At 63.0% G+C, this 18,567-nt stretch carries 16 protein-coding genes and 1 pseudogene; 4 read left to right on the top strand and 13 right to left on the bottom strand.

What is annotated here, in order from left to right; translation table 11 throughout:
- Positions 1-179: 179 nt before the first annotated feature.
- The 8 genes and pseudogenes from QWE_RS16320 to QWE_RS25795 all read right to left on the bottom strand — a co-directional run.
- On the bottom strand, positions 180-1,652 hold the full coding sequence (locus tag QWE_RS16320; RefSeq protein WP_006727262.1) for a DNA-packaging protein: 1,473 nt from the start codon (positions 1,650-1,652) through the stop codon (positions 180-182).
- Between the two features lie 443 nt (positions 1,653-2,095).
- Positions 2,096-2,566 carry a hypothetical protein gene (locus QWE_RS16315; protein ID WP_006727261.1) on the bottom strand — a complete coding sequence of 157 codons (471 nt, stop codon included), beginning with the start codon at positions 2,564-2,566 and terminating at the stop codon, positions 2,096-2,098.
- A 172-nt stretch (positions 2,567-2,738) separates the two neighbouring features.
- A complete protein-coding gene (locus tag QWE_RS16310) occupies positions 2,739-3,899 on the bottom strand; it encodes a GGDEF domain-containing protein (protein WP_006727260.1) in 1,161 nt (386 codons plus the stop codon).
- A 184-nt stretch (positions 3,900-4,083) separates the two neighbouring features.
- Entirely contained in the window at positions 4,084-4,434 is a 351-nt protein-coding gene (locus tag QWE_RS16305; RefSeq protein WP_006727259.1) for a carboxymuconolactone decarboxylase family protein, read from the bottom strand.
- A gap of 202 nt (positions 4,435-4,636) precedes the next feature.
- Positions 4,637-4,840 carry a heavy-metal-associated domain-containing protein gene (locus QWE_RS16300; protein ID WP_040300537.1) on the bottom strand — a complete coding sequence of 68 codons (204 nt, stop codon included), beginning with the start codon at positions 4,838-4,840 and terminating at the stop codon, positions 4,637-4,639.
- Between the two features lie 78 nt (positions 4,841-4,918).
- Positions 4,919-5,362: a Cu(I)-responsive transcriptional regulator gene (gene cueR, locus QWE_RS16295; RefSeq protein WP_052018222.1), complete on the bottom strand. Its 444-nt coding sequence runs from the start codon at positions 5,360-5,362 to the stop codon at positions 4,919-4,921.
- Positions 5,363-5,620: 258 nt separating this feature from the next.
- Positions 5,621-8,329, bottom strand: coding sequence for a heavy metal translocating P-type ATPase (locus QWE_RS16290; RefSeq protein WP_006727256.1), 2,709 nt, complete (start codon positions 8,327-8,329; stop codon positions 5,621-5,623).
- 732 nt (positions 8,330-9,061) lie between these two features.
- Positions 9,062-9,307 (bottom strand): annotated as a pseudogene (locus tag QWE_RS25795) (type II toxin-antitoxin system RelB/DinJ family antitoxin); the annotation flags it as partial.
- Positions 9,308-9,607: 300 nt separating this feature from the next.
- Here QWE_RS25795 and QWE_RS16280 point away from each other — a divergent pair.
- Positions 9,608-10,129: a GNAT family N-acetyltransferase gene (locus QWE_RS16280; RefSeq protein ID WP_006727254.1), complete on the top strand. Its 522-nt coding sequence runs from the start codon at positions 9,608-9,610 to the stop codon at positions 10,127-10,129.
- 110 nt (positions 10,130-10,239) lie between these two features.
- On the opposite strand, the gene QWE_RS16275 is transcribed toward QWE_RS16280, so the two are convergent.
- Genes QWE_RS16275 through QWE_RS16265 form a run of 3 tightly spaced genes read right to left on the bottom strand, consistent with a single transcriptional unit; the run spans position 10,240 to position 11,359 of the window.
- Positions 10,240-10,563, bottom strand: a complete 324-nt coding sequence (locus QWE_RS16275) for a type II toxin-antitoxin system RelE/ParE family toxin (RefSeq protein ID WP_006727253.1) — start codon at positions 10,561-10,563, stop codon at positions 10,240-10,242.
- A complete protein-coding gene (locus QWE_RS16270; protein WP_006727252.1) occupies positions 10,560-10,838 on the bottom strand; it encodes a ribbon-helix-helix protein, CopG family in 279 nt (92 codons plus the stop codon). The genes QWE_RS16275 and QWE_RS16270 overlap by 4 nt, the downstream gene beginning before the upstream one ends.
- 56 nt (positions 10,839-10,894) lie before the next feature.
- A complete protein-coding gene (locus QWE_RS16265; protein ID WP_006727251.1) occupies positions 10,895-11,359 on the bottom strand; it encodes a YcgN family cysteine cluster protein in 465 nt (154 codons plus the stop codon).
- Between the two features lie 344 nt (positions 11,360-11,703).
- Between QWE_RS16265 and QWE_RS16260 the strand changes: the two genes are divergently transcribed.
- Complete coding sequence (locus tag QWE_RS16260) at positions 11,704-13,893, top strand: transglycosylase domain-containing protein (RefSeq protein ID WP_052018221.1); 2,190 nt, start codon at positions 11,704-11,706, stop codon at positions 13,891-13,893.
- 315 nt (positions 13,894-14,208) lie between these two features.
- Positions 14,209-15,399: a GGDEF domain-containing protein gene (locus QWE_RS16255; protein WP_240532572.1), complete on the top strand. Its 1,191-nt coding sequence runs from the start codon at positions 14,209-14,211 to the stop codon at positions 15,397-15,399.
- Between the two features lie 25 nt (positions 15,400-15,424).
- On the opposite strand, the gene QWE_RS16250 is transcribed toward QWE_RS16255, so the two are convergent.
- Together QWE_RS16250 and alaE are read right to left on the bottom strand one after the other, a co-directional pair.
- Positions 15,425-17,059, bottom strand: a complete 1,635-nt coding sequence (locus tag QWE_RS16250; RefSeq protein WP_240532571.1) for a sensor domain-containing diguanylate cyclase — start codon at positions 17,057-17,059, stop codon at positions 15,425-15,427.
- A 203-nt stretch (positions 17,060-17,262) separates the two neighbouring features.
- Positions 17,263-17,724, bottom strand: coding sequence for an L-alanine exporter AlaE (gene alaE / locus QWE_RS16245; protein ID WP_006727247.1), 462 nt, complete (start codon positions 17,722-17,724; stop codon positions 17,263-17,265).
- A gap of 236 nt (positions 17,725-17,960) precedes the next feature.
- Between alaE and QWE_RS16240 the strand changes: the two genes are divergently transcribed.
- Positions 17,961-18,494 (top strand): DUF4269 domain-containing protein, encoded by a 534-nt coding sequence (locus QWE_RS16240; protein WP_006727246.1) that lies wholly within the window; start codon positions 17,961-17,963, stop codon positions 18,492-18,494.
- Positions 18,495-18,567 lie beyond the last annotated feature (73 nt).

Here is an 18,567-nt window from a genome sequence, read left to right as displayed (position 1 = left end):
GCCGCCAGCCCTGAGCTCCCTCTCCCCCCGCTGTGGGGGAGAAAGCGAAATCGAAGGCTTAGGCGAGCGTAAGCCGCCTAAACTTCAGATTTCGCAAGTGAGGGGATCAGTTCAGTCGGCACAACTCGAAGCAATTTCCGCGGTCCCTGCATCGTAACAACACCTCAGCATGAGGGACCTCACACCCCCCGGATCCGCGGCTCGCCACCACCCTCCAGCATCAGCGCCGTCAGCGCCCAGACCAGCGCATCCAGCCGGTCCGGCGAGCGCCCATTCGACAATCCCTCCGGACCGAAATCACACATCTGATCCTCAAGCTCGGTAAACCGCCCCGCATGCAGCACCCGCCCCTGCTCATAGAGAGCCGCCACCGGCTCGGCGCGCAGGAACTTGCCGCGCGTGGCTCGGACCGTCGTGACCGGCAGCCGCGCCTCGATACCCTCGAGCACGGCACGCACCATGTCACCGCCCTGGTTCACCTCGGCCACCACCCGGTCGGCCTCGAAGCGCCGATAAGCCGACACCACCGCCCGCGCCCAGCCGGCTGGGCCGGTGCCCTCGACCGAACAATCGGAGAGCACCACCGCCTGGCCGTTCTCCTTCAGACCCGCCACTACAATGCCGCAACAGGCGGAGACCCCGCCCGCCGGCGGATCGACTGCCACCACGATGCGCCGCAAGGGTTCGGCCAATTTCACCACGATCTCGTCGAGCCGCGTCCGCTTCCACAAGCCGTCCGCCCGGTCCTCGATCAGTTCGCCATAGAGCTCCTGGCGCCCCAGTCTTGTCCCGCCATAACGGGCGGACAGCGCCGCCAGAAATCCCGGCGCCAGATGCCTCGCATTGGCCGCCGTCGCCATCCTCGTCAGCGCCGTTCCCTCATCCGCCATCAGCCGCTTCAGAAGCGGCACCGGCCGCGGCGTCGTCGTAACCACCTGGCGCGGATCATCACCCAATCTCAGCGCAAACTGCAGCATGTCGAAGGTCTCGTCGGCATGTTTCCACTTCGCCAGCTCGTCGCACCAGGCGAGATGAAACTGCGGCCCACGCAGGCTTTCGGGGTCTTCCGAGGAAAAGATCTGCGCGATCGCCCCGTTCGGCCAGACCAGCCGTCGCCTGGAAATCTCCACCTCCGGCCGCATGCGTCTCGCAATCCTTGAAAGCCCCGAGGCCCCGTCGATCATCACCTCGCGCGCATCGCCGAGCGTCTCCGCCACCAGCGCAATGCGCAGATCCGTCCGCTTGCCCGCGGCGATCACCTGCGCCTGCACCCATTCGGCGCCTGCCCGCGTCTTGCCGGATCCACGTCCGCCGAGGATCAGCCAGTTGCGCCAATCCCCCTCCGGCGGCAATTGCTCGGGCCGCGCCAGAAGCGGCCAGTCGCGGGCGAGAAAGGCAAGATCACAAGGTGAGAGCCGCGCGAGGTCGAGTGCTCCCTCAGGGCGGACGGCGACACCGTCGCCATACCTCACCGCCCTTGCCGCCACCCGCACGTCCAGCATCCGATGCCTTACCACTGCCTCCGAAGCATCAAGCCCCGCCGCCGCCCAGGTCTCGGGCGTCACCGTCGTGGCAACAGTCTCCAGAGCGGCCGTGGTTCTCTTGCCAATCCCGGCCAGCGCCTCGGCTTCCACCGCGGCCTGCCCGATCATGGCGGATACAGCCCGCACATTCTTCGCCGCCCGATCCCTCGTCCGCCGCCCCGGGGATTTCGGCGTCATCGGCAGTCTCCTTGGGCGGTCATGCAAAACAATTTGAGCCTTCTCGGTGGCCCTCATGCTGAGGTGCCCGCGTTTGGCGGGTCTCGAAGCATCCGTTTGATCCGGTGCCAACAGAACCGATCCCCTCACCAACAAAATCTGAGGTTTAGCCCTGACCGGGCCAAGCCGTCGATTTTGTAACCTCTCCCACAGATGGGAGAGGGGTCGCCGCCGCCAGCCCCGAGCTCCCTCTCCCCCCTCTGTGGGGGAGAGAGCGAAATCGAAGGCTTAGGCGAGCGCAAGCCGCCTAAACTTCAGATTTCGCAAGTGAGGGGATCGGTTCCGTTGGCAAGCCTTGTTCATCATTAGGCCTCGAAAGCTTCGGTCAATCCCACTCACGGCGGCCCCCGCCCCTCGGCCAATCCTGCAACCTCTGCCAGCCTCGCCGCCACCGCGCTCTCCAGCCGCTCGGCCACCGCCGCCTCGACCCTGGCTACGATCAGAGCCTCCACCTCGCCGCGCAAAATCTCCGGATCGCGCGCCTCGAGCAGACGTTCCTCCGCATCCAGCCGGTCGCGCTCCAGCTGGCGCAACAGTGCATCGATCTTTTCCAGCGTGCGCACGATCAGCGCAATCGCATCGGTCGCCGCCTTGATGTCGGCGCGCGCCAGTTTCGCCAGTGCCTCGTCGGCCCCGTCGATTAGGCTCTCGGCGCCTGCCCTTAAGCGGCGAAACAGGTCGAACTGGGCACGCATTTCGATGGTGAATTCCTGGAGCAAATGCTCCAGATCGCCAGCGCCTGCCGCCTTCACCTCGATCACGTCAGGCAGCGCCTCGAGATCCCCGCATCGATCCTCGCCCAGCATGGCCGCCTCCGAAACGAACGAAGGGCCCGCCAAGCGGACCCTTTCCAAACCTCTCCGGATCACCCTGGCCCCCAAGGCCACAGCTTTCCGATCATGCACAAACCCTATCCGACGACCGTCACGGTGTCAAGGATTATTTTCCTATTTGACGTAGGCACCACCTCACGCGCCCTCACCCCGCCTTCGACCTGTTCCGCCCCGCACTCTTCGCCTCATACAGCGCCAGATCCGCCCGTGTCACCAGATCGCGCGCTTCCCGAACGCCGCCCTCGCCGGTCCCGGCATAGCCGACCGACACCGTGACATGGGCCAGCCCGTCGGCGCGGGCCGGATGCGGGATTGAAAGCTCGCGCACGGTTCGCACCAGCCGGTCGGCCAGAAACGCGCCGCCGGTCTCGGCGTCGACGGCAAACAGCAGGGTGAATTCCTCGCCGCCATAGCGGGCGACAAAGCCGTCATGGCGGGCGGCGAAGGTGGCAAGGGCGGAGGCGATGCGGCGCAGGCAATCGTCGCCCGCCACATGGCCGAAGCGGTCGTTGAAGGCCTTGAAGTGATCGACATCGACCATCAGCAGCAGCACGGCGCCCGGCGCTGCGAGCCAGGTGCCGAGCGTTTCGTCGAGATGCCGGCGGTTGGCAATCCCGGTCAGCATGTCGGTGAGCGTCAGATCGCGCAACTGGTCGCCGCGGCGTTCCGCAAGGTCAGCGCGGTTCTGCGCGTCGTAGCGGGCGAGATAGGTGAGACAGCGCTGTCTCTCGACATGCCAGTTGCCGTAGAGCGTGAAGAAGAGACCGGTCACCACCTGCACGGTCAGCGGAAAGATCAGGTTCTCGTCCAGACCCGGCTTGGCGTGAATGACGAAGAGCGCCGTCAGGCAGGTGACGGCGGTGAAGATCAGGGCAAGGCGAAAACGTAGCACCAGCAACATGTTGCCGAAGAGCAGGACGAGCGGCAATTCGCCCAGCGTATAGGTCGCATAGGCCGATTGCGAGATGTAGAGCAGATAGAGCGGCAGGAGGCTTGCGACGAACATGCCGCCGAGCAGGAGCAGTTCGCGCAGCGCCGGCGGCACGCGCGGCACGAGGTAGAAGATCGCCAGCGAGCCCGGCACCAGCACGAAGAGGCGCATGGCAACCGTGAACGGCTGGATGTCGGCCATCAGGTGCAGGCTGGTGAGATTGTAGATGTTGTAGACGATCAGGCCGACGATGATCGCATGGCGCAGATGCCGGATGCGCTCGGCGCCGAAATCCCGTTCCTCGGCCCGTTCCACCTCGGGGGCCATGCGCAGCAGCCAGTTCAACCGCCCTTTCGCGCCCGTCTCCGTCTGCATGCCCTGGCCATTGCTCCCTGGCGACGCGCGAGTGGCGCCGCATCTGAGATCAGCATGACGGAGTGCTGCAAATTTTTCGCTAATTTAGAACGCGCAAAACGAAGCAAGTCCGGCATTTTTTGGGCCGCGACCCGGCGACGTCGCGCCCGGTTTCGCCCCGGCTCGGGCCCAGCTTGCGCCTGCCTCAGGCCTCCGGTCCGCCGAACTGCTCCCAGGCAGCCATGGCGTCGCCGGCATACATCAGCGACGGGCCACCGCCCATGTAGACTGCAAGCCCCAGCGTCTCCTCGAATTCTGCCTTGGTGCAACCGAGCTTGATCAGCGCTTCGGTGTGAAACCCGATGCAGCCGTCACAGCGAGTGGAGATCGCAATGCCGAGCGCCACCAGTTCCTTGACCTTTTTCGACAGCGCCCCGTCCTTGGTCGCCGCACCGGCCATGGCCGAAAAGCCCTGCATCACATCCGGAATGTCCTTGCGCAAGGTCTTGATCCCGTTCGAGATATCCCGGGTGATGGCGATGTAGTCCTTGCTCATGGCGGCGTCTCCAAGATATATACGATACTACATATATATTGAGGTTTGAGAGCTTTGCAAGGGAGAGTAGGCAGTAGGCAGTAGGCAGTAGGCAGTAGGCAGAGAGATCTGCATTCTTTCCAGCGGATGACGTCAACCGTTTCTCGCTCTTCTCTCCCCCCTGGCCCTATTGCCTACTGGCTACTGCCTACTCCCTACTGCCTCACATTTCCCGCACCGGCGTATAGCCCGCCTCGCGGATCGCCTCTTCGGCGAGAGCCGCATCGCCCTCAACGAAGGCCTTGCGGGCGGCGAGATCAATGGTCACAGCCTTGCCCGGCAAGACCTCCGCCAGCGCCTTGACCACAGTCTTCTCGCAGTGCCCGCAGGTCATGTCCTCGATCTTGAAAATCGTCTGTCCGATCATCGTCTTGTCCTTTCCATTTGCCGGCAGCGTCGAGCCGTCGCTTCCAGTCTCTTTCTGCACCTTCCCATGGGGGCAAGGTCAATCCCCGCAGCAGTTGCCGCCCTCATCCTTGGCGGCGGTCTTTTGCCGCAGCGGTCTGCCCTCAAGATCGGCGAGGATCGGGCAGTTCGGCCTGTCGTCTCCGTGGCAGCGCTCGGCGAGATGGGCGAGCGTGTCGCGCATCGCCTGCATTTCCGCGATCTTTCCTTCCAGCTCCTCGACATGGGCAAGCGCCAAGGCCTTCACCTCGGCACTCGCGCGCTCCTTGTCGTCCCAGAGCTTCAACAGCCGCTCGGTCTCCTCGAGCGAAAAGCCGAGGCTGCGCGAGCGCCGCACGAAGCGCAGCCGGTTGACGCTGTCGGCGTCATAGACCCGATAATTCGAGGCCGTGCGGCCCGCCGGCGCAATCAGCCCGATCTCCTCATAATAGCGGATCATCTTGGCCGACACGCCCGAGGCATGCGAGGCTTCACCGATATTCATCGTCATGGTCGTTTCTCCTTTCGTCGCCGCCCCCTCAGTTCCTCTCCCCCTCGGTGGGGGAGACGCGCCCCCCATGCGTTGGAAGACAGGGCGGAGCAGCGGCCTCCCCCGCAATCCGCTCTCCCCCCTTGTGGGGGAGATGTCCGGCAGGACAGAGGGGGGGTGCAACACATGCCGTCTTCCGCCAAAGCATACCCCAGATCGCCCCCCTCTGTCGGCTTCGCCGACATCTCCCCCACAAGGGGGGAGAGTGTCTCCTCACCCCGTCACCTTCGCGGTCCGCAACCGCAGCGCATTCGACAACACGAACACGCTCGAAAGCCCCATGGCCGCCGCCCCCAGCATCGGCGAAAAGGTCACGCCGAAGAGCGGATAGAGCAGCCCGGCCGCAACCGGGATCAGCGCGACATTGTAGCCGAAGGCCCAGAACAGGTTCTGGCGGATATTGCCCATCACCTTGTCCGAGAGCTCGATCGCATGCAGCGCGCCCATCAGGTCACCGCCGACCAGCACGACATCGGCGCTTTCGATTGCCACATCCGTGCCGGTGCCAATCGCAATGCCGGCATCGGCCGTTGCCAGTGCCGGCGCATCATTGATGCCGTCGCCGACAAAGGCGACCTTCTCACCTTTCGCCTGCAGGTCCTTGATCGCGCTCACCTTTCCCTCCGGCAGCACTTCGGCGACCACCGCATCGATGCCGGCTTTATTCGCCACGGCCTCGGCGGTGCGCCTGTTGTCGCCGGTCACCATGACAAGCTTCAGACCTCGAGCCTTCAGGGCTGCAATCGCCTGTTCACTCGTCTCCTTGATCGGATCGGCAACCGCAATTGCCGCTGCGAGCTTGCCGTCGATGGCGACGTAAAGCGGACTTGCGCCCTCGTCGGCAAGACGGGTGACGGCAGCCTGCAGGCTGGCGGCGGAGACAGCCCCTCCCCCCTTTGGGGAGGGGTTGGGGAGGGGTCTTTGAGCTGGCAAAGAGCCCGAAACAAAGTCCCCCTCTGGCCTGCCGGCCATCTCCCCCACAAGGGGGGAGAGACCGTGTGGCATCACCCCGAGCTTCACCATGAACCGGTCAGCCCCGGCAGCTACCCGCCTGCCCTCGACCATCCCGGTCACGCCAAACCCAGCCACCGCCTCGACATTCTCCACGGCAGACAGCGCCATCCCGCGCGCCTCAGCCGCCCGCACGATGGCATCCGCCAGCGGGTGCTCCGAGCGCGCCTCGAGGCTCGCGGTCAGGCGCAGCACCTCGGCCTCGTCGAACCCCTCTGCCGTCACGATCTCGCTCACTTCGGGCTTTCCGGCCGTGATCGTGCCGGTCTTGTCCATGACAACCCAGTCGATCTGGCCGAGGCTCTGTAGCGCCTCGCCCTTGCGAAAGAGCACGCCGAGTTCGGCGGCGCGCCCCGTTCCGACCATGATCGAGGTGGGCGTGGCCAGCCCCATGGCACAAGGGCAGGCAATGATCAGCACGGCCACTGCCGCCACGAGCCCATGGGTATAAGCGGGCTCCGGCCCGACGATCAGCCATAGGAACAAAGTCACAACCGCGATGCCGATGACTGCGGGCACGAACCAGGCCGTCACCTCGTCGACCAGCTTCTGGATCGGAAGCTTTGCCCCTTGCGCCTCCTGGACCATGCGGATGATGCGCGACAGCATCATGTCGGCGCCGATGCCTGTCGCCTCGAAGCGGAAGCTCCCCGAACCGTTGACCGTTCCGCCGATGACGGTGGCGCCCGGCCCTTTTTCGACCGGGATCGGCTCGCCCGAGATCATCGCCTCGTCGACGGCGCTTGCCCCGTCGATCACCCGGCCATCGACCGGAATACGCTCACCAGGACGCACGACGACGACATCGCCGAGCCTCACCTCGGAGAGCGGCACATCGCGTGTCTCACCCTCACGTTCGACCCGGGCCGTCTTCGCCTGCAGACCCGCGAGCTTGCGGATCGCCGCCCCCGTCCGGCCCTTGGCGCGCGCTTCCAGAAGCCGGCCGAGCAGGATCAGCGAGACGATGACGGTCGCCGCCTCGTAATAGACATGCCGGGCATCGACGGGCAGGATTTCGGGCGCAAAGGTGGTCACGACGGAATAGAGATAGGCGGCCCCGGTACCGATCGCAACCAGCGCGTTCATGTCGGGGGCAAGACGCCAGAGTGCTGGAAAGCCTTTCAGATAAAAGCGCCGCCCGGGACCGGCCAGAACCGCCGTCGCCAGCGCAAACTGCAGGAGATACAGACTGTTGCCGGGGAAAAGATCCATCAGCACATGATGCAGCGGCGGATAAATATGCCCGCCCATTTCCATGACGAAGAGCGGCAGTGTCATCACGAAGGCAATCAGGAAATCACGCTTCAGCCCGGAGATCTCCTTCTCCCGCCGCGCCTCGCGGCCATCAAGCGTCTGGCCTCCAGAGACAGCCTGATCCGCTGACATCGCCGCGTCACCAGTGCCGGCGTGGCCGCTGGCGCCCTGCCCGCCTGCGGCAGCGGCTTCCTCCGCTGAAGCACCGACAAGCCGGACAGCATACCCCGCCTTGGCCACGGCTGCGGTGAGCGCCGGCAGGGCCAATGCCCCGCCCAGCACCTTCACGATTGCCTCGCCGGTCGCGAGATTGACGCTTGCCGTCTCGACCGACGGCACCGATTTCAAGGCCTTCTCGACCCGCGACACGCAGGAGGCGCAGGTCATGTCCTCGACCTCGAGCACCAACGTCTCGGCCTTGGCCTCATAGCCGGCCTTGTCGATCGCTTCGAGCAGGGCGCCTGCCGTAAAGCCCTTGCCGGGCGTCACCGACAGGGTCTCGGTCGCGAAATTCACCGCGCTCGCCTCGACCCCCGGCACCGCCGCCACGGCCTTTTCCACCCGCCGCACACAGGAGGCGCAGGTCATGCCCTCGACAGGCAAAAGGATGGTTTCATTCTTGTTGTTGGCCAGATCTGGCCTGGACTGCATATTCATAGCGGTCACCTCCGCCATGATAGATGGACCTTCCCATCATGGGAGGGTCAAGGGCGGCGATGCCAATTAGTTTTCGAGAGCTGAAAAATCCGTGCGAAGAGAGTCAATAAGGTTCTTCAAGTGAACACGTCTCGCGTCGGGCAAATGCCAGAACGGCCAAGGATCGGCTGCAATTCTTCCAATCAAGGTAACAATTTCCACCGCCATTCGCGGTAAGCCGGCCAACTCGATCGACCATCCCGCTGGCTCAAAGTGGACAAAACGATTTCGGAGTTCATGAAGCAGCTCAAAAGCATGCTTTTCGCTAGCCGAAATCTCTATTGGTTGACCCGCTCCCAACTCCGTCATCTCGTCCCTGGTTTGAACCCGAGAGAAAAGCGTCTTCATGTCAGCGAGACGGGACGACGGAAACGGATCCGAGATATTCTTTGGCTTACCAGCAATATGGCGCTCACGATCTCGCTCATGCCACTCCAGCTGTCTGTCGACGGATCTCTGATCGAGTGCACCCACGCCGGCTGTGCCGTTCAAATGACAGACTAAAGCTCCCTGTAGCGCGTTGTGAAGGCAGATGACGAGGTATTTCCAGTTTAAGGGCTTGAACCGAAGATCCTCCAGGAAGGTTTTGCAAGCTTCCAGCGATCCCAATACGTCTTCACGTTCATCAACGCGCAGCCAAACGTCGGAACGGGCAGTTGCAGACGACTGAACTCTTTGGACATCCGTGAGCTTTTCTACAGCGTCATCCTGGACATCATCGCGCACATCCTCCAGCGCTTCGCGCACCTTGGCGCGGAACCAGGCATCATGAACGGCGGGATCCGAGAGGAGCTGGATCGGGAGAACACCTTCATTGGCGGTGCGTGTCAGCAGAATGCGCACTGCATCGGACACAGTCAGCCCCATGCTCTCCAGCACAGCGGCCGCGCGGTCGCGGATATCGGGATCGATGCGTGTCTGAACGAGTGCGTTGGTCATACCGGGCTCCCAAGGTGGCAGTGTAATTCAATTGAATGGCGACGACAATCACCGCAGCCAACATCCTCCTCTTGAGGGGGAGGGTCGGAGCGCAGCTCCGGGGTGGGGTAACCAAGATGCCGCGTTTGGCTTCACTTGACGACGTCGAACACTCAGGGTCACGCTCATCCGGCGCTTTGCGGCGATCTCCTTCTCAAGGGGGATGTGGGGGATTCGCCCGCTGCCCCACCCAGACCTATCATGGGCTTGTCGCGGAGCTTCGGAGGACCTAGGTGTGCATCCTTCACCGGAGAAAAGCACATGACGCTGAGCTTCACCCGGGGCGAAACGCTGCCTGCGGACCTCCCTCACATCCCTCACCTCAATGCCGCCGCCTTTCCGCGAGAGGATCTGGTGCCGCTGGTCGAAGCCCTGCTCGCCGACCCGGCCGTCCTCTCGCTCTCTGCCCATCTCGACGACAGGCTGATCGGCCATATTCTTTTCACCCGCGCACGGCTTGAGACTGCCGACGAGACCGTCGCCCTGCTCGGGCCACTCGCCGTGCAGCCCATGCACCAGCGCAAAGGGATCGGCAAGGCCCTGATCGCCGAGGGTCTGGCGCGACTGAAGGCCGAGGGCGTCGCCGAAGTTTTGGTGCTCGGAGACCCCGCCTATTACAGCCGCTCCGGTTTCCGTCCGGCAAGCCGGGTGACGCCGCCTTATACGCTCCCTGCCGAATGGGTGGCGGCTTGGCAATGGCAGAGGCTTGATGGCGCAGACGAGGATCTGTCCGGGATCCTCGTTTTGCCCGAGGCCTGGATGCGGCCGGAACTGTGGGGCTAAAGGTCATCGGAGGATGCCCGGCTCCCACTAAGAGATGAAGCGCAATCCATGCGCCGGCATGGAGTGAGGCGGAAATGCGTCAGCGTATGCGTCGACGTGATCGATCAGCGTCAGAAATCGCCGCCTTGATCTTCACCCCGCGAGCGGGGCTCATACTGTCGACCACCGTAGTAGATTCCGATGATGGTGACGGTGCCGTCGCTAACTTCAAAAAGGATTGTCACTCGTCTCCGGAAACCGATTATGCGCAGTCCCGCTCGCAAATCGACGCGGACCGTTCCACGATGAGGAAAGGTCTTTAGCTGCTGGCAATAATCGACAATCGCATTGACATATGCGGCGGCTCGGCTGGCGGACGAAGCTTGGGCAATGTAGTCTTCCAGGGCTTGTAACTGGTCCAGAGCCTCAGGTGCGAAGCGCAAACCGTAGCTCAACGCGAAGCACGCCCGGCGCGTTTCTCGCTCAACCGCGCCCGCACCTCATCTACACTCAGAGCACTGTCGGGATCAGCCTTGAGCCGGTCGTAGGCCGCGACACCCTCGGTCATCAGCCATCTCTCAAAAGATGCCTTGTCTCGCGCGGCATGTTCCAGGTCTTCGATCTGCGCGGCAATCGCCTCTTCAACCAGCGCGGCCTTGCTCTGGCCGGTGGTCCGGGCGAGCGCCTCCAAACGGGCATCAAGGTCTTCGGGCAGCGAAATGGCGAGCATGGTGGCAATCTCCTTGATCGGCAGAATAACATCAACACCACCGCCTCGCGAGCCCCTCAATCCCGCTCCGCGCCAACTCGCATCGGCCAGTCGACCACGTAATCCTCGAGATCCTCGACATCGAGCCCCTCCTCCGAAATCGTACGGCCGCGGGCGGAAATGCCGGCCTGATGCACCGTCTCGGGGCTGCCCGAGACCAGCGGGTGCCACCAATAGAGGTCGAGGCCCTCGTCGATCAGGCGGTAGCCGCAGGTGGGGGGCAGCCACTGGATTTCGCGCAGGCCCTTGAGCGTCAGCTGGATACAGTCGGGCACGGTTTCCTGGCGGTTCTCGTAGTCGGAGCAGCGACAGCTATCGCCGTCGAGCAACTTGCAGGCAACCGAGGTGAAGACCACCTCACCGGTGTCCCAATCCTCCAGCTTGTTGAGACAACAGAGGCCACAGCCGTCGCAGAGGCTTTCCCATTCTGCGTTGCTCATTTCGGCGAGCGTCTTGGTCTTCCAGAAGGGCTTGTCTGTCATCGTCTCGTTCAACTGACTGTGATCTTTCGCTCTTGCTGCGGCATCTGGCTGCGGCGCGGGCCGCGATCCTTTGCCACTCGGTGGCCGGGGTGCAACGCCTCCGCTCAAAAGCGCGCCCGGGCGGCGCCCGGTTCACCATGCGCCTCGAAACCGCTTGTTCTTTTACAGCAAATCGACCATCACTCACATAATGACGACCCGCCCGTAATCTCTTCGGGTCCTGATCCCAATCGGCGGGCGCGTCAAGGGAGCCGACAACAAGTTTTCGGGAAAAAGCCACGGTGGCCGACAAGGACAAGCCTGACGATCTTCAGCCTGCGGAGCGCCTCGGCGGCGCCGACGGCATCGATCGGCCAGCCTCGGGCGGCACTTCGGCAAGCCCCGAAAAGCCACGGAAGCTGAAGCGCCACATCTTTCTCAAGATCGATAGCTGGCTCGATTCGACGCTGTGGAATGCCGGCTACGACCTCGCCGAGGCCTGGGAAGAAATCACCATCTTCTTCCGCCGTTTCCGTGTCCGGGGCCTCAAGAAGCTCGGCTTCGAGATCGCCGGCGAAGCCATGACGCTCGGCACGGCGGGCATGGTGCTCTTGCTCGCGCTTGCCCAGCCGGCCTTCGAGGAAACCAAGAAGGACTGGCGCAATCACGACAATTTCGCCGTCACCTTCCTCGACCGCTACGGCAACACGATCGGCCATCGCGGCATCATCCATGAAAATTCCGTGCCGGTCGACGAACTGCCGGACCATCTGGTGAAGGCGGTTCTGGCGACGGAAGACCGGCGCTTCTTCGAGCATTTCGGCATCGATTTCATCGGCCTTGCGCGCGCCATGACGGAAAACGCCAAGGCGGGTTCGGTCGTTCAGGGCGGCTCGACGCTGACGCAGCAGCTGGCGAAGAACCTCTTCCTCACCAATGAGCGCTCCATCGAGCGCAAGATCAAGGAAGCATATCTCGCGCTCTGGCTGGAGGCCAATCTTTCCAAGCAGGAGATCCTGTCGCTCTATCTCGACCGCGCCTATATGGGCGGCGGCACGTTTGGCGCAGCAGCCGCCTCGCAATTCTATTTCGGCAAGAACATCACCGAAGTGACGCTTGCGGAAGCGGCGATGCTTGCGGGCCTCTTCAAGGCGCCGGCCAAATATGCGCCGCATGTCAACCTGCCGGCAGCGCGTGCGCGCGCCAATGACGTGCTCACCAACATGGTGCAGAGCGGGCTGATGACCGAGGGCCAGGTGGTGGCGGCGCGGCGCAATCCGGCCTCCGTGATCGACCGCGACAAGAAGGAAGCGCCGGACTTCTTCCTCGACTGGGCCTTCGAGGAAGTGCAGCGCATTGCCGCCCGCTTCAAGGATCATACGCTCGTCGTGCGCACCACGATCGATCTCGGCCTGCAGCAGGCAGCCGAAGAGGCCGTCGCCTCATCGCTGCGTGAATATGGCGAGAGCTACAACGTCAAGCAGGGCGCCGTGGTGATGGTCGAGAATGGCGGGGCGGTGCGGGCCATGGTCGGCGGACGCGACTATGGCGAGAGCCAGTTCAACCGCGCCACACGGGCGCTGCGCCAGCCGGGCTCCTCGTTCAAGATGTATACCTATGCGCTGGCTATGGAAAACGGCTACACGCCGCAGACCGTTGTCGTCGACGGCCCGGTTGCCTGGGGCAATTGGAGCCCGCAGAACTATGGCCGAAGCTATGCCGGCCGGGTGACCATGGAAACGGCGCTGGCCAAATCGATCAACACGATCCCGGTTCGGCTCGCCAAGGAAAAACTCGGCATCGACGCGATCATCCAGACCACCAAGGCGATGGGTGTGGAAACGCCGATCAAGAAGGACGTGACGATCCCGCTCGGCACATCCGAGGTGACCGTGATGGACCAGGCGACGGCCTATGCCGTGCTGCCGGCCGGCGGCTATGCTTCGCGCCGCCACGGCATTGCGCAGATCGTCAATTATGCTGGCGACGTGCTGTATGACTTCGAGCGCGACGCGCCCCAGCCCGAGCGCATTCTGTCGGAACAGGCGGCCCGCTCGATGAACCAGATGATGACCAAGATCCCCTATATCGGCACGGCAAGGCGCGCGGCCGTCGACGGGATCCTGACGGCCGGCAAGACCGGCACCACCCAAGCTTACCGCGATGCCTGGTTCGTCGGCTATACCGGCAATTACACCGCCGCGGTCTGGTTCGGAAACGACGACTACACCTCGACCAACAACATGACAGGCGGCTCGCTTCCGGCCATGACCTTCAAGAAGCTGATGGACTATGCCCATCAGGGCATCGATATCAAGCCGATCCCCGGCGTTGATCAGCCGATGCCGGCAAAGGAAGCAAAGCCCCAGGTGGCGGATGCGGCCAATCCGGATGCGCTGCCGCCGATGGTGCGTCCGCGCTCGCTGTCATCGCAATCGACCCGCCTGATCCGGGAGCTGGCCACGCGGCTTAAATCAGCCGACGCGCTTTCGGCACCGGCAGGGACGGCCCAGGCCGCCATCGAGCCGCAAACCACCGGCTCGACCGGCCGTTAAGACAATCACAAGTTTACCGCGCCTCAAGCATGGCGGCTGCGAATCGCGACAGCGATGCGCCAGCTTCCGACGGCCCGTTCGTGTCATTGAGGCACAGGTCTCCGCCCTCTCTCACCTACCATCCTGAATTGAAACAGGTTGCAGCTTCCAAGGCTTAAGAGGTCTTCCGGCATTTACCGGGGGTTAACCATGGCGCTTGTGTTCATCCATGATTTCTCGTATTGGCACATCGCCTTCACCCCAAATTAAGGGGGCCAGACATAGATTTCAGCCGTTTTCGACGGTTCATATATTTCAATCGGTGATTGGACATCCATGATGAGATGGCTCGGACTTCCCGCTAGGCCCCGATTGACGGTGGAGCAACATGCGGCATTCCTCGAAGATCGCGCAGCTTTGCGCAGCCGGATGCTGAAGGCGGCCGTTATCTGCGTCCTCATCTTCTATCTCGCCTGTTTTCTTTTCGATCTGTGGTTGCTCGGCGATGTCACCATGTTGTCGGCGGTGCTGCGCTTCGGGGTGATGCTGCCGATCGCGATTGGCCTGCTCGTCTACATCGCCGGCAATCATCCGATCGAGAAGAAGGAGATCGCCGCGATCCTGGTGGCGCTTCTTGCCAATGTCTGCTGGTGCGCGATCCTCGTCTCCAGCTCCAGCCCGGGCGTGCTCACCTATTTCTATGCGGCTGCGACCTTCCAGATGGCGATCACCATCGCTGCCGCCTCGCCGTTCCGTCCGGCGCTGCGGGCCAGCATCTTCACCTTCTGCCTGAATTACTCGGCGATCTGGTTCCTTCAGGGGGCGAGCCCCTCCTATGTGATCCAGCATCTGGCCGTCTACATGCCGACGGTGCTGATGACGCTGCTGGTCTCCTATCAGCTGGAAGTCGAGGCGCTCACCAGCCATCTGCAGATGCAGGAGAACGAAGCGCTGAAGCGGGAATTGTCGCGGCAGAACAAGGATCTCGCCCGGCTCTCCGTCACCGACCCGCTGACCAGGCTTGCCAATCGTCGCGGCACCGAGATGGAGCTGATGCGGCTTGCGACGGAAGTGCCGGACGAGGCGCGGCGCGTCGTGCTGCTGGTCGCCGATGTCGATCACTTCAAGGCCTATAACGACGCCTATGGCCATGGCGCCGGCGACGAGTGTCTGAAACGGGTGGCCCGCGCCATGCGCCGTGCCCTGCCGATGGAGGCGCATCTCGCCCGCCATGGCGGCGAGGAATTCCTCGCCATCCTCTCCGACGCCGATGCCGACATGGCACCGACGCTGGCCGAGAGCCTGCGCCGCGCGGTCCGCCAGCTCGGCATTGCCCACGGCTTTACCGGCGACCGCAACACCTATGTGACGATCAGCGTCGGCGCGGTCTCAGGCAGGATCCAGTCCGAGGGCGACTTCGAACGCCTGCTCGACCTGGCCGACCGCGCGCTTTACGCGGCCAAGGCCGACGGCCGCAACACCTGGCGCGTCAGCCTCGACGAGGACGAGGCGCGGGTGGTGGCGTGAGGGTGAGTGGGACGGCTTTCGACGCCTAGGTCTCACCTGTCGCCCCGCGGGTTCTGTTCCGTCCCGCGCTCTTGGCTTCGTAAAGCAGCTTGTCTGCCCGTTCGTACAATGTCGGGAAGCTCTCACCGCCAGAGATGGAGGTGATGCCCATGGTCGCTGTCACCAGTCCCTGGACAACGGGAACGCCACTGGCGACGGTCGTCGGGATCGCCTCGCGTCGTCGCTCGGCCTCTTTCTCCACGTCATGCCCGCGCAGCATCAGCAGGAACTCTTCGCCACCCAGGCGATAGGCGCGCACGTCCGGACCGGCCTCCAGCGCGACGGCCACGGCCTTCAGCACCTCATCGCCGATGTGATGCCCGTAGCCATCGTTGATGGCCTTGAAATGATCGAGGTCCACGACAGCGAGGGCGGTAAAGTGGTCGGCCCGCAGCTGCTCGAACTGGCGCTCGATCGCCCGCCTGTTGAGCAACCCGGTCAGTGGATCGGTTTCGGACAGCCGTTCCAGCAGATCCGCCTCACTCCGCGCTCGATCACGCTCACGCCTGATGATCACAAAACGATCGGCCACGCCAAGCGCCGTGAGCAGCACTTCGAACATGCAGCCGAAATAGAACAGCAGCATGGCGTCCGTGCTCGGCAGCCCGGGCACGACACCCGTGACGATGCGGATCAGGCCGACCAGGATCAACGGCGCGTAACCGATGGCCTGGAACCTTGCGGCGCGGCTTCCACGACGCAATGCGTCGATCATCGACAACAGGAAGACGGCAAGAACCGGCGCAAATGCTGCCGTATAGACGGCAGATTGCACCGGACGTGCGACGAAGGGAAAGCTCGCGTGAAACAGGCTGAGGAAGATCGCCCATGCGGCGCAATAGGGAAGAATGCGCCGCAGCAGCGGATGCAGCTTGCCTTGCTCGATGAAGCTATGGGTGAACATCAAGCCTGCGCTGATCGTAAGCCCGAAGATCAACGTGGTCATGGCGCTCAGCATCATGGGCGGTGGGTCGAAGAACACGACCGCCAGACCGGACGTGACGACGATCGTCATCAGCATCGACAAAGTGAGAGCCGAGTGCCAGAGAACGAAGGACTGCCTGAGGGCTCGGTAGAATGCCGCATTGAATATGAGAGGCATGACGAGCATGCCGGTGAGGCCGGCAAGGAGCAGCAGAAAGCGCAGATCGTCGGTGTCCGCGCCCGCATCAACAGGCGATAGATAGGCGTTCTCCAGGGTCATTCGGTGAGACGGCCGGTCAATCACCGCGACGACGTGCCGGGTCATCTGCGTGAGAACCGGCAGGGGCGCGCTGAAGTAACCACCAGCCATCGAGCTGCGCAAGGAGGCGGCAGGGAGAGACGTCTGGCGCGTTGTAAAATCCTGGTCGATTGCCAGCAGATGCACGGCTTCGAGTGCGCTCCGCCTCGAGAGCAGATAGCGCGGCGGGGTCTGATCGGCTTGGATGTCGAAGCGAAGGAGCACGCGCTCGGCAGCGATCGAGAAACTCTGGCCGGCGCCTGAGCAGGACCATCTTTCATCATCCCGCGCCACTGCAACGGGATCTTCCGATAGCGTGGCTTCAGCCCAGCAGGCGGGGCGAATGCTGGCGGAATCGCTCGCATGGGCGGCGTCGGCACCCAATCTTGCCAGCGTCACCAAAAGCAGAGATATCGTTAAGATTTTAAAGAAACCGTTCGAAATCATAGACTTTGCGATAGCGCAGAAAGCTTTTGATGCCGTTAAGAGCCGGTGAAGCGGCAGTTGCTTTCGGGTAGACGTAGATCGGTTGGGTGAAGCCAAAAGGACTGCATCGGCTTAACGCAGTTGGGGCTGTGACCGGCCCGAAATTTCCCTTGCGTTCAGGTGTTCAGTGACATCGGCTTTTCGCCTCCAGGCGGCAGCCCGAAGAGGTGCCGTATCCAGTTGAGGAACGCTCCGTAGGGTCGGCCGAGCACGATCATCATTAGTGCTGCACCCAGCACACCCCGTATCAGCCCATCCCCGGTGGCTCCGCTGAATGCGATGATCGCCGCGTAAATCGGCACCTGAAAGCTCATCAGTGCCGAACTGTCCCAGAAAAGCTGGGAAACGCGTGTTTCCTTCGCATGGCTCATCATCCAGTCGCGCCACATGCCATAAGGCCGTCCCACCGGAACCATCAGAACGCCTCCGATCAGACGTGCATGAAGCACCTGCTCCCAAGTCATTCCGGCAATGAACCGTTCATTGATGATGCCGGTTGTGGTGAAGAAAAGGATCAAGGCCAGCGTATCCGCAACATAGGCCCGCGTGCTTCCTGATCGCGTCGTGGTCTCTGACAAGTCATCTCTCCCGTCGCCTGTTCATGCCCTTAGGAGACATAGCGTCCCGATGTTGGGTTTGTTCCAGAACTAGACGAACCAATGACCGCTCCTGCTTGCGCGGGAGGGGAAAGTCATCGCGACAAAGCCTCTGCCAGAACCTTACGGGTTTCAAGCCCGCCCCCTGAACGACCAAGCTTGATCCGCTCCCCCGCCGGCGTTAGGTACGCAGGCCAATCCTCTCTCGGGGCGAGCCAGTGTCGCGGACCGACTATCAGACTGCCGTGCACCAGATCGGCATCCTCAAGACCCTTGCGGCCTATGATCCGCATATCGCGGGCACGCCGCCTCTCGGGGTCGATACCCTGACCAGCGATATCGACATTCTCTGCTGTGCGCCGAATGCCGAGGCGTTTGTTGCCGATGTGGTGCGGTCCTATGGCGGGATGAGCGGGTTTCGCATCTGGCAGTGGATAGCGGACGACCGGCCGGTGATCGCGACGTTTCAAGCATGCGGGTGGGATTTCGAAATCTTCGCCAGCCCCCTGCCCGTTGCCGAACAGTTCGGCTGGCGCCATTTCGAGATCGAGCGGCGGCTGCTGGCGCTTGGCGGTGACGGGTTGAAAGAGGCCATTCTGGCGCTGCGGCGGCAGGGCTTGAAGACCGAACCGGCCTTCTGGTCGGCGCTGGCACGAGAGGGCGATGGCTATCTCGGTCTGCTGTCTCTGGAACAGGCGACAGACACAGAGCTTCGCAAAATGCTTGATGCGGCCGGCTTCGGGTCACGTTGATCCGCGTTGAGATGCGGGAGGCAGCGGTGACGTGAGAGGTCACCGGCGCGACGCGCGGCCGAGTTTGGCGTCC

It is taken from the genome of Agrobacterium albertimagni AOL15 (assembly GCF_000300855.1).
Lineage (GTDB): Bacteria > Pseudomonadota > Alphaproteobacteria > Rhizobiales > Rhizobiaceae > Allorhizobium > Allorhizobium albertimagni.
Note: the sequence above shows the minus strand (reverse complement) of the source record. Positions and strands in the feature narration are given on the sequence as shown.

What these genes read in the sequence shown, in the direction of transcription:
- QWE_RS16320 (WP_006727262.1), bottom strand. Translation starts at nt 1,652, where the DNA reads ATGATCGGGCAGGCCGCGGTGGAAGCCGAGGCGCTGGCCGGGATTGGC.
- QWE_RS16315 (WP_006727261.1), bottom strand. Translation starts at nt 2,566, where the DNA reads ATGCTGGGCGAGGATCGATGCGGGGATCTCGAGGCGCTGCCTGACGTG.
- QWE_RS16310 (WP_006727260.1), bottom strand. Translation starts at nt 3,899, where the DNA reads ATGCAGACGGAGACGGGCGCGAAAGGGCGGTTGAACTGGCTGCTGCGC.
- QWE_RS16305 (WP_006727259.1), bottom strand. Translation starts at nt 4,434, where the DNA reads ATGAGCAAGGACTACATCGCCATCACCCGGGATATCTCGAACGGGATC.
- QWE_RS16300 (WP_040300537.1), bottom strand. Translation starts at nt 4,840, where the DNA reads ATGATCGGACAGACGATTTTCAAGATCGAGGACATGACCTGCGGGCAC.
- cueR (WP_052018222.1), bottom strand. Translation starts at nt 5,362, where the DNA reads ATGAATATCGGTGAAGCCTCGCATGCCTCGGGCGTGTCGGCCAAGATG.
- QWE_RS16290 (WP_006727256.1), bottom strand. Translation starts at nt 8,329, where the DNA reads ATGAATATGCAGTCCAGGCCAGATCTGGCCAACAACAAGAATGAAACC.
- QWE_RS16280 (WP_006727254.1), top strand. Translation starts at nt 9,608, where the DNA reads ATGACGCTGAGCTTCACCCGGGGCGAAACGCTGCCTGCGGACCTCCCT.
- QWE_RS16270 (WP_006727252.1), bottom strand. Translation starts at nt 10,838, where the DNA reads ATGCTCGCCATTTCGCTGCCCGAAGACCTTGATGCCCGTTTGGAGGCG.
- QWE_RS16265 (WP_006727251.1), bottom strand. Translation starts at nt 11,359, where the DNA reads ATGACAGACAAGCCCTTCTGGAAGACCAAGACGCTCGCCGAAATGAGC.
- QWE_RS16255 (WP_240532572.1), top strand. Translation starts at nt 14,209, where the DNA reads ATGATGAGATGGCTCGGACTTCCCGCTAGGCCCCGATTGACGGTGGAG.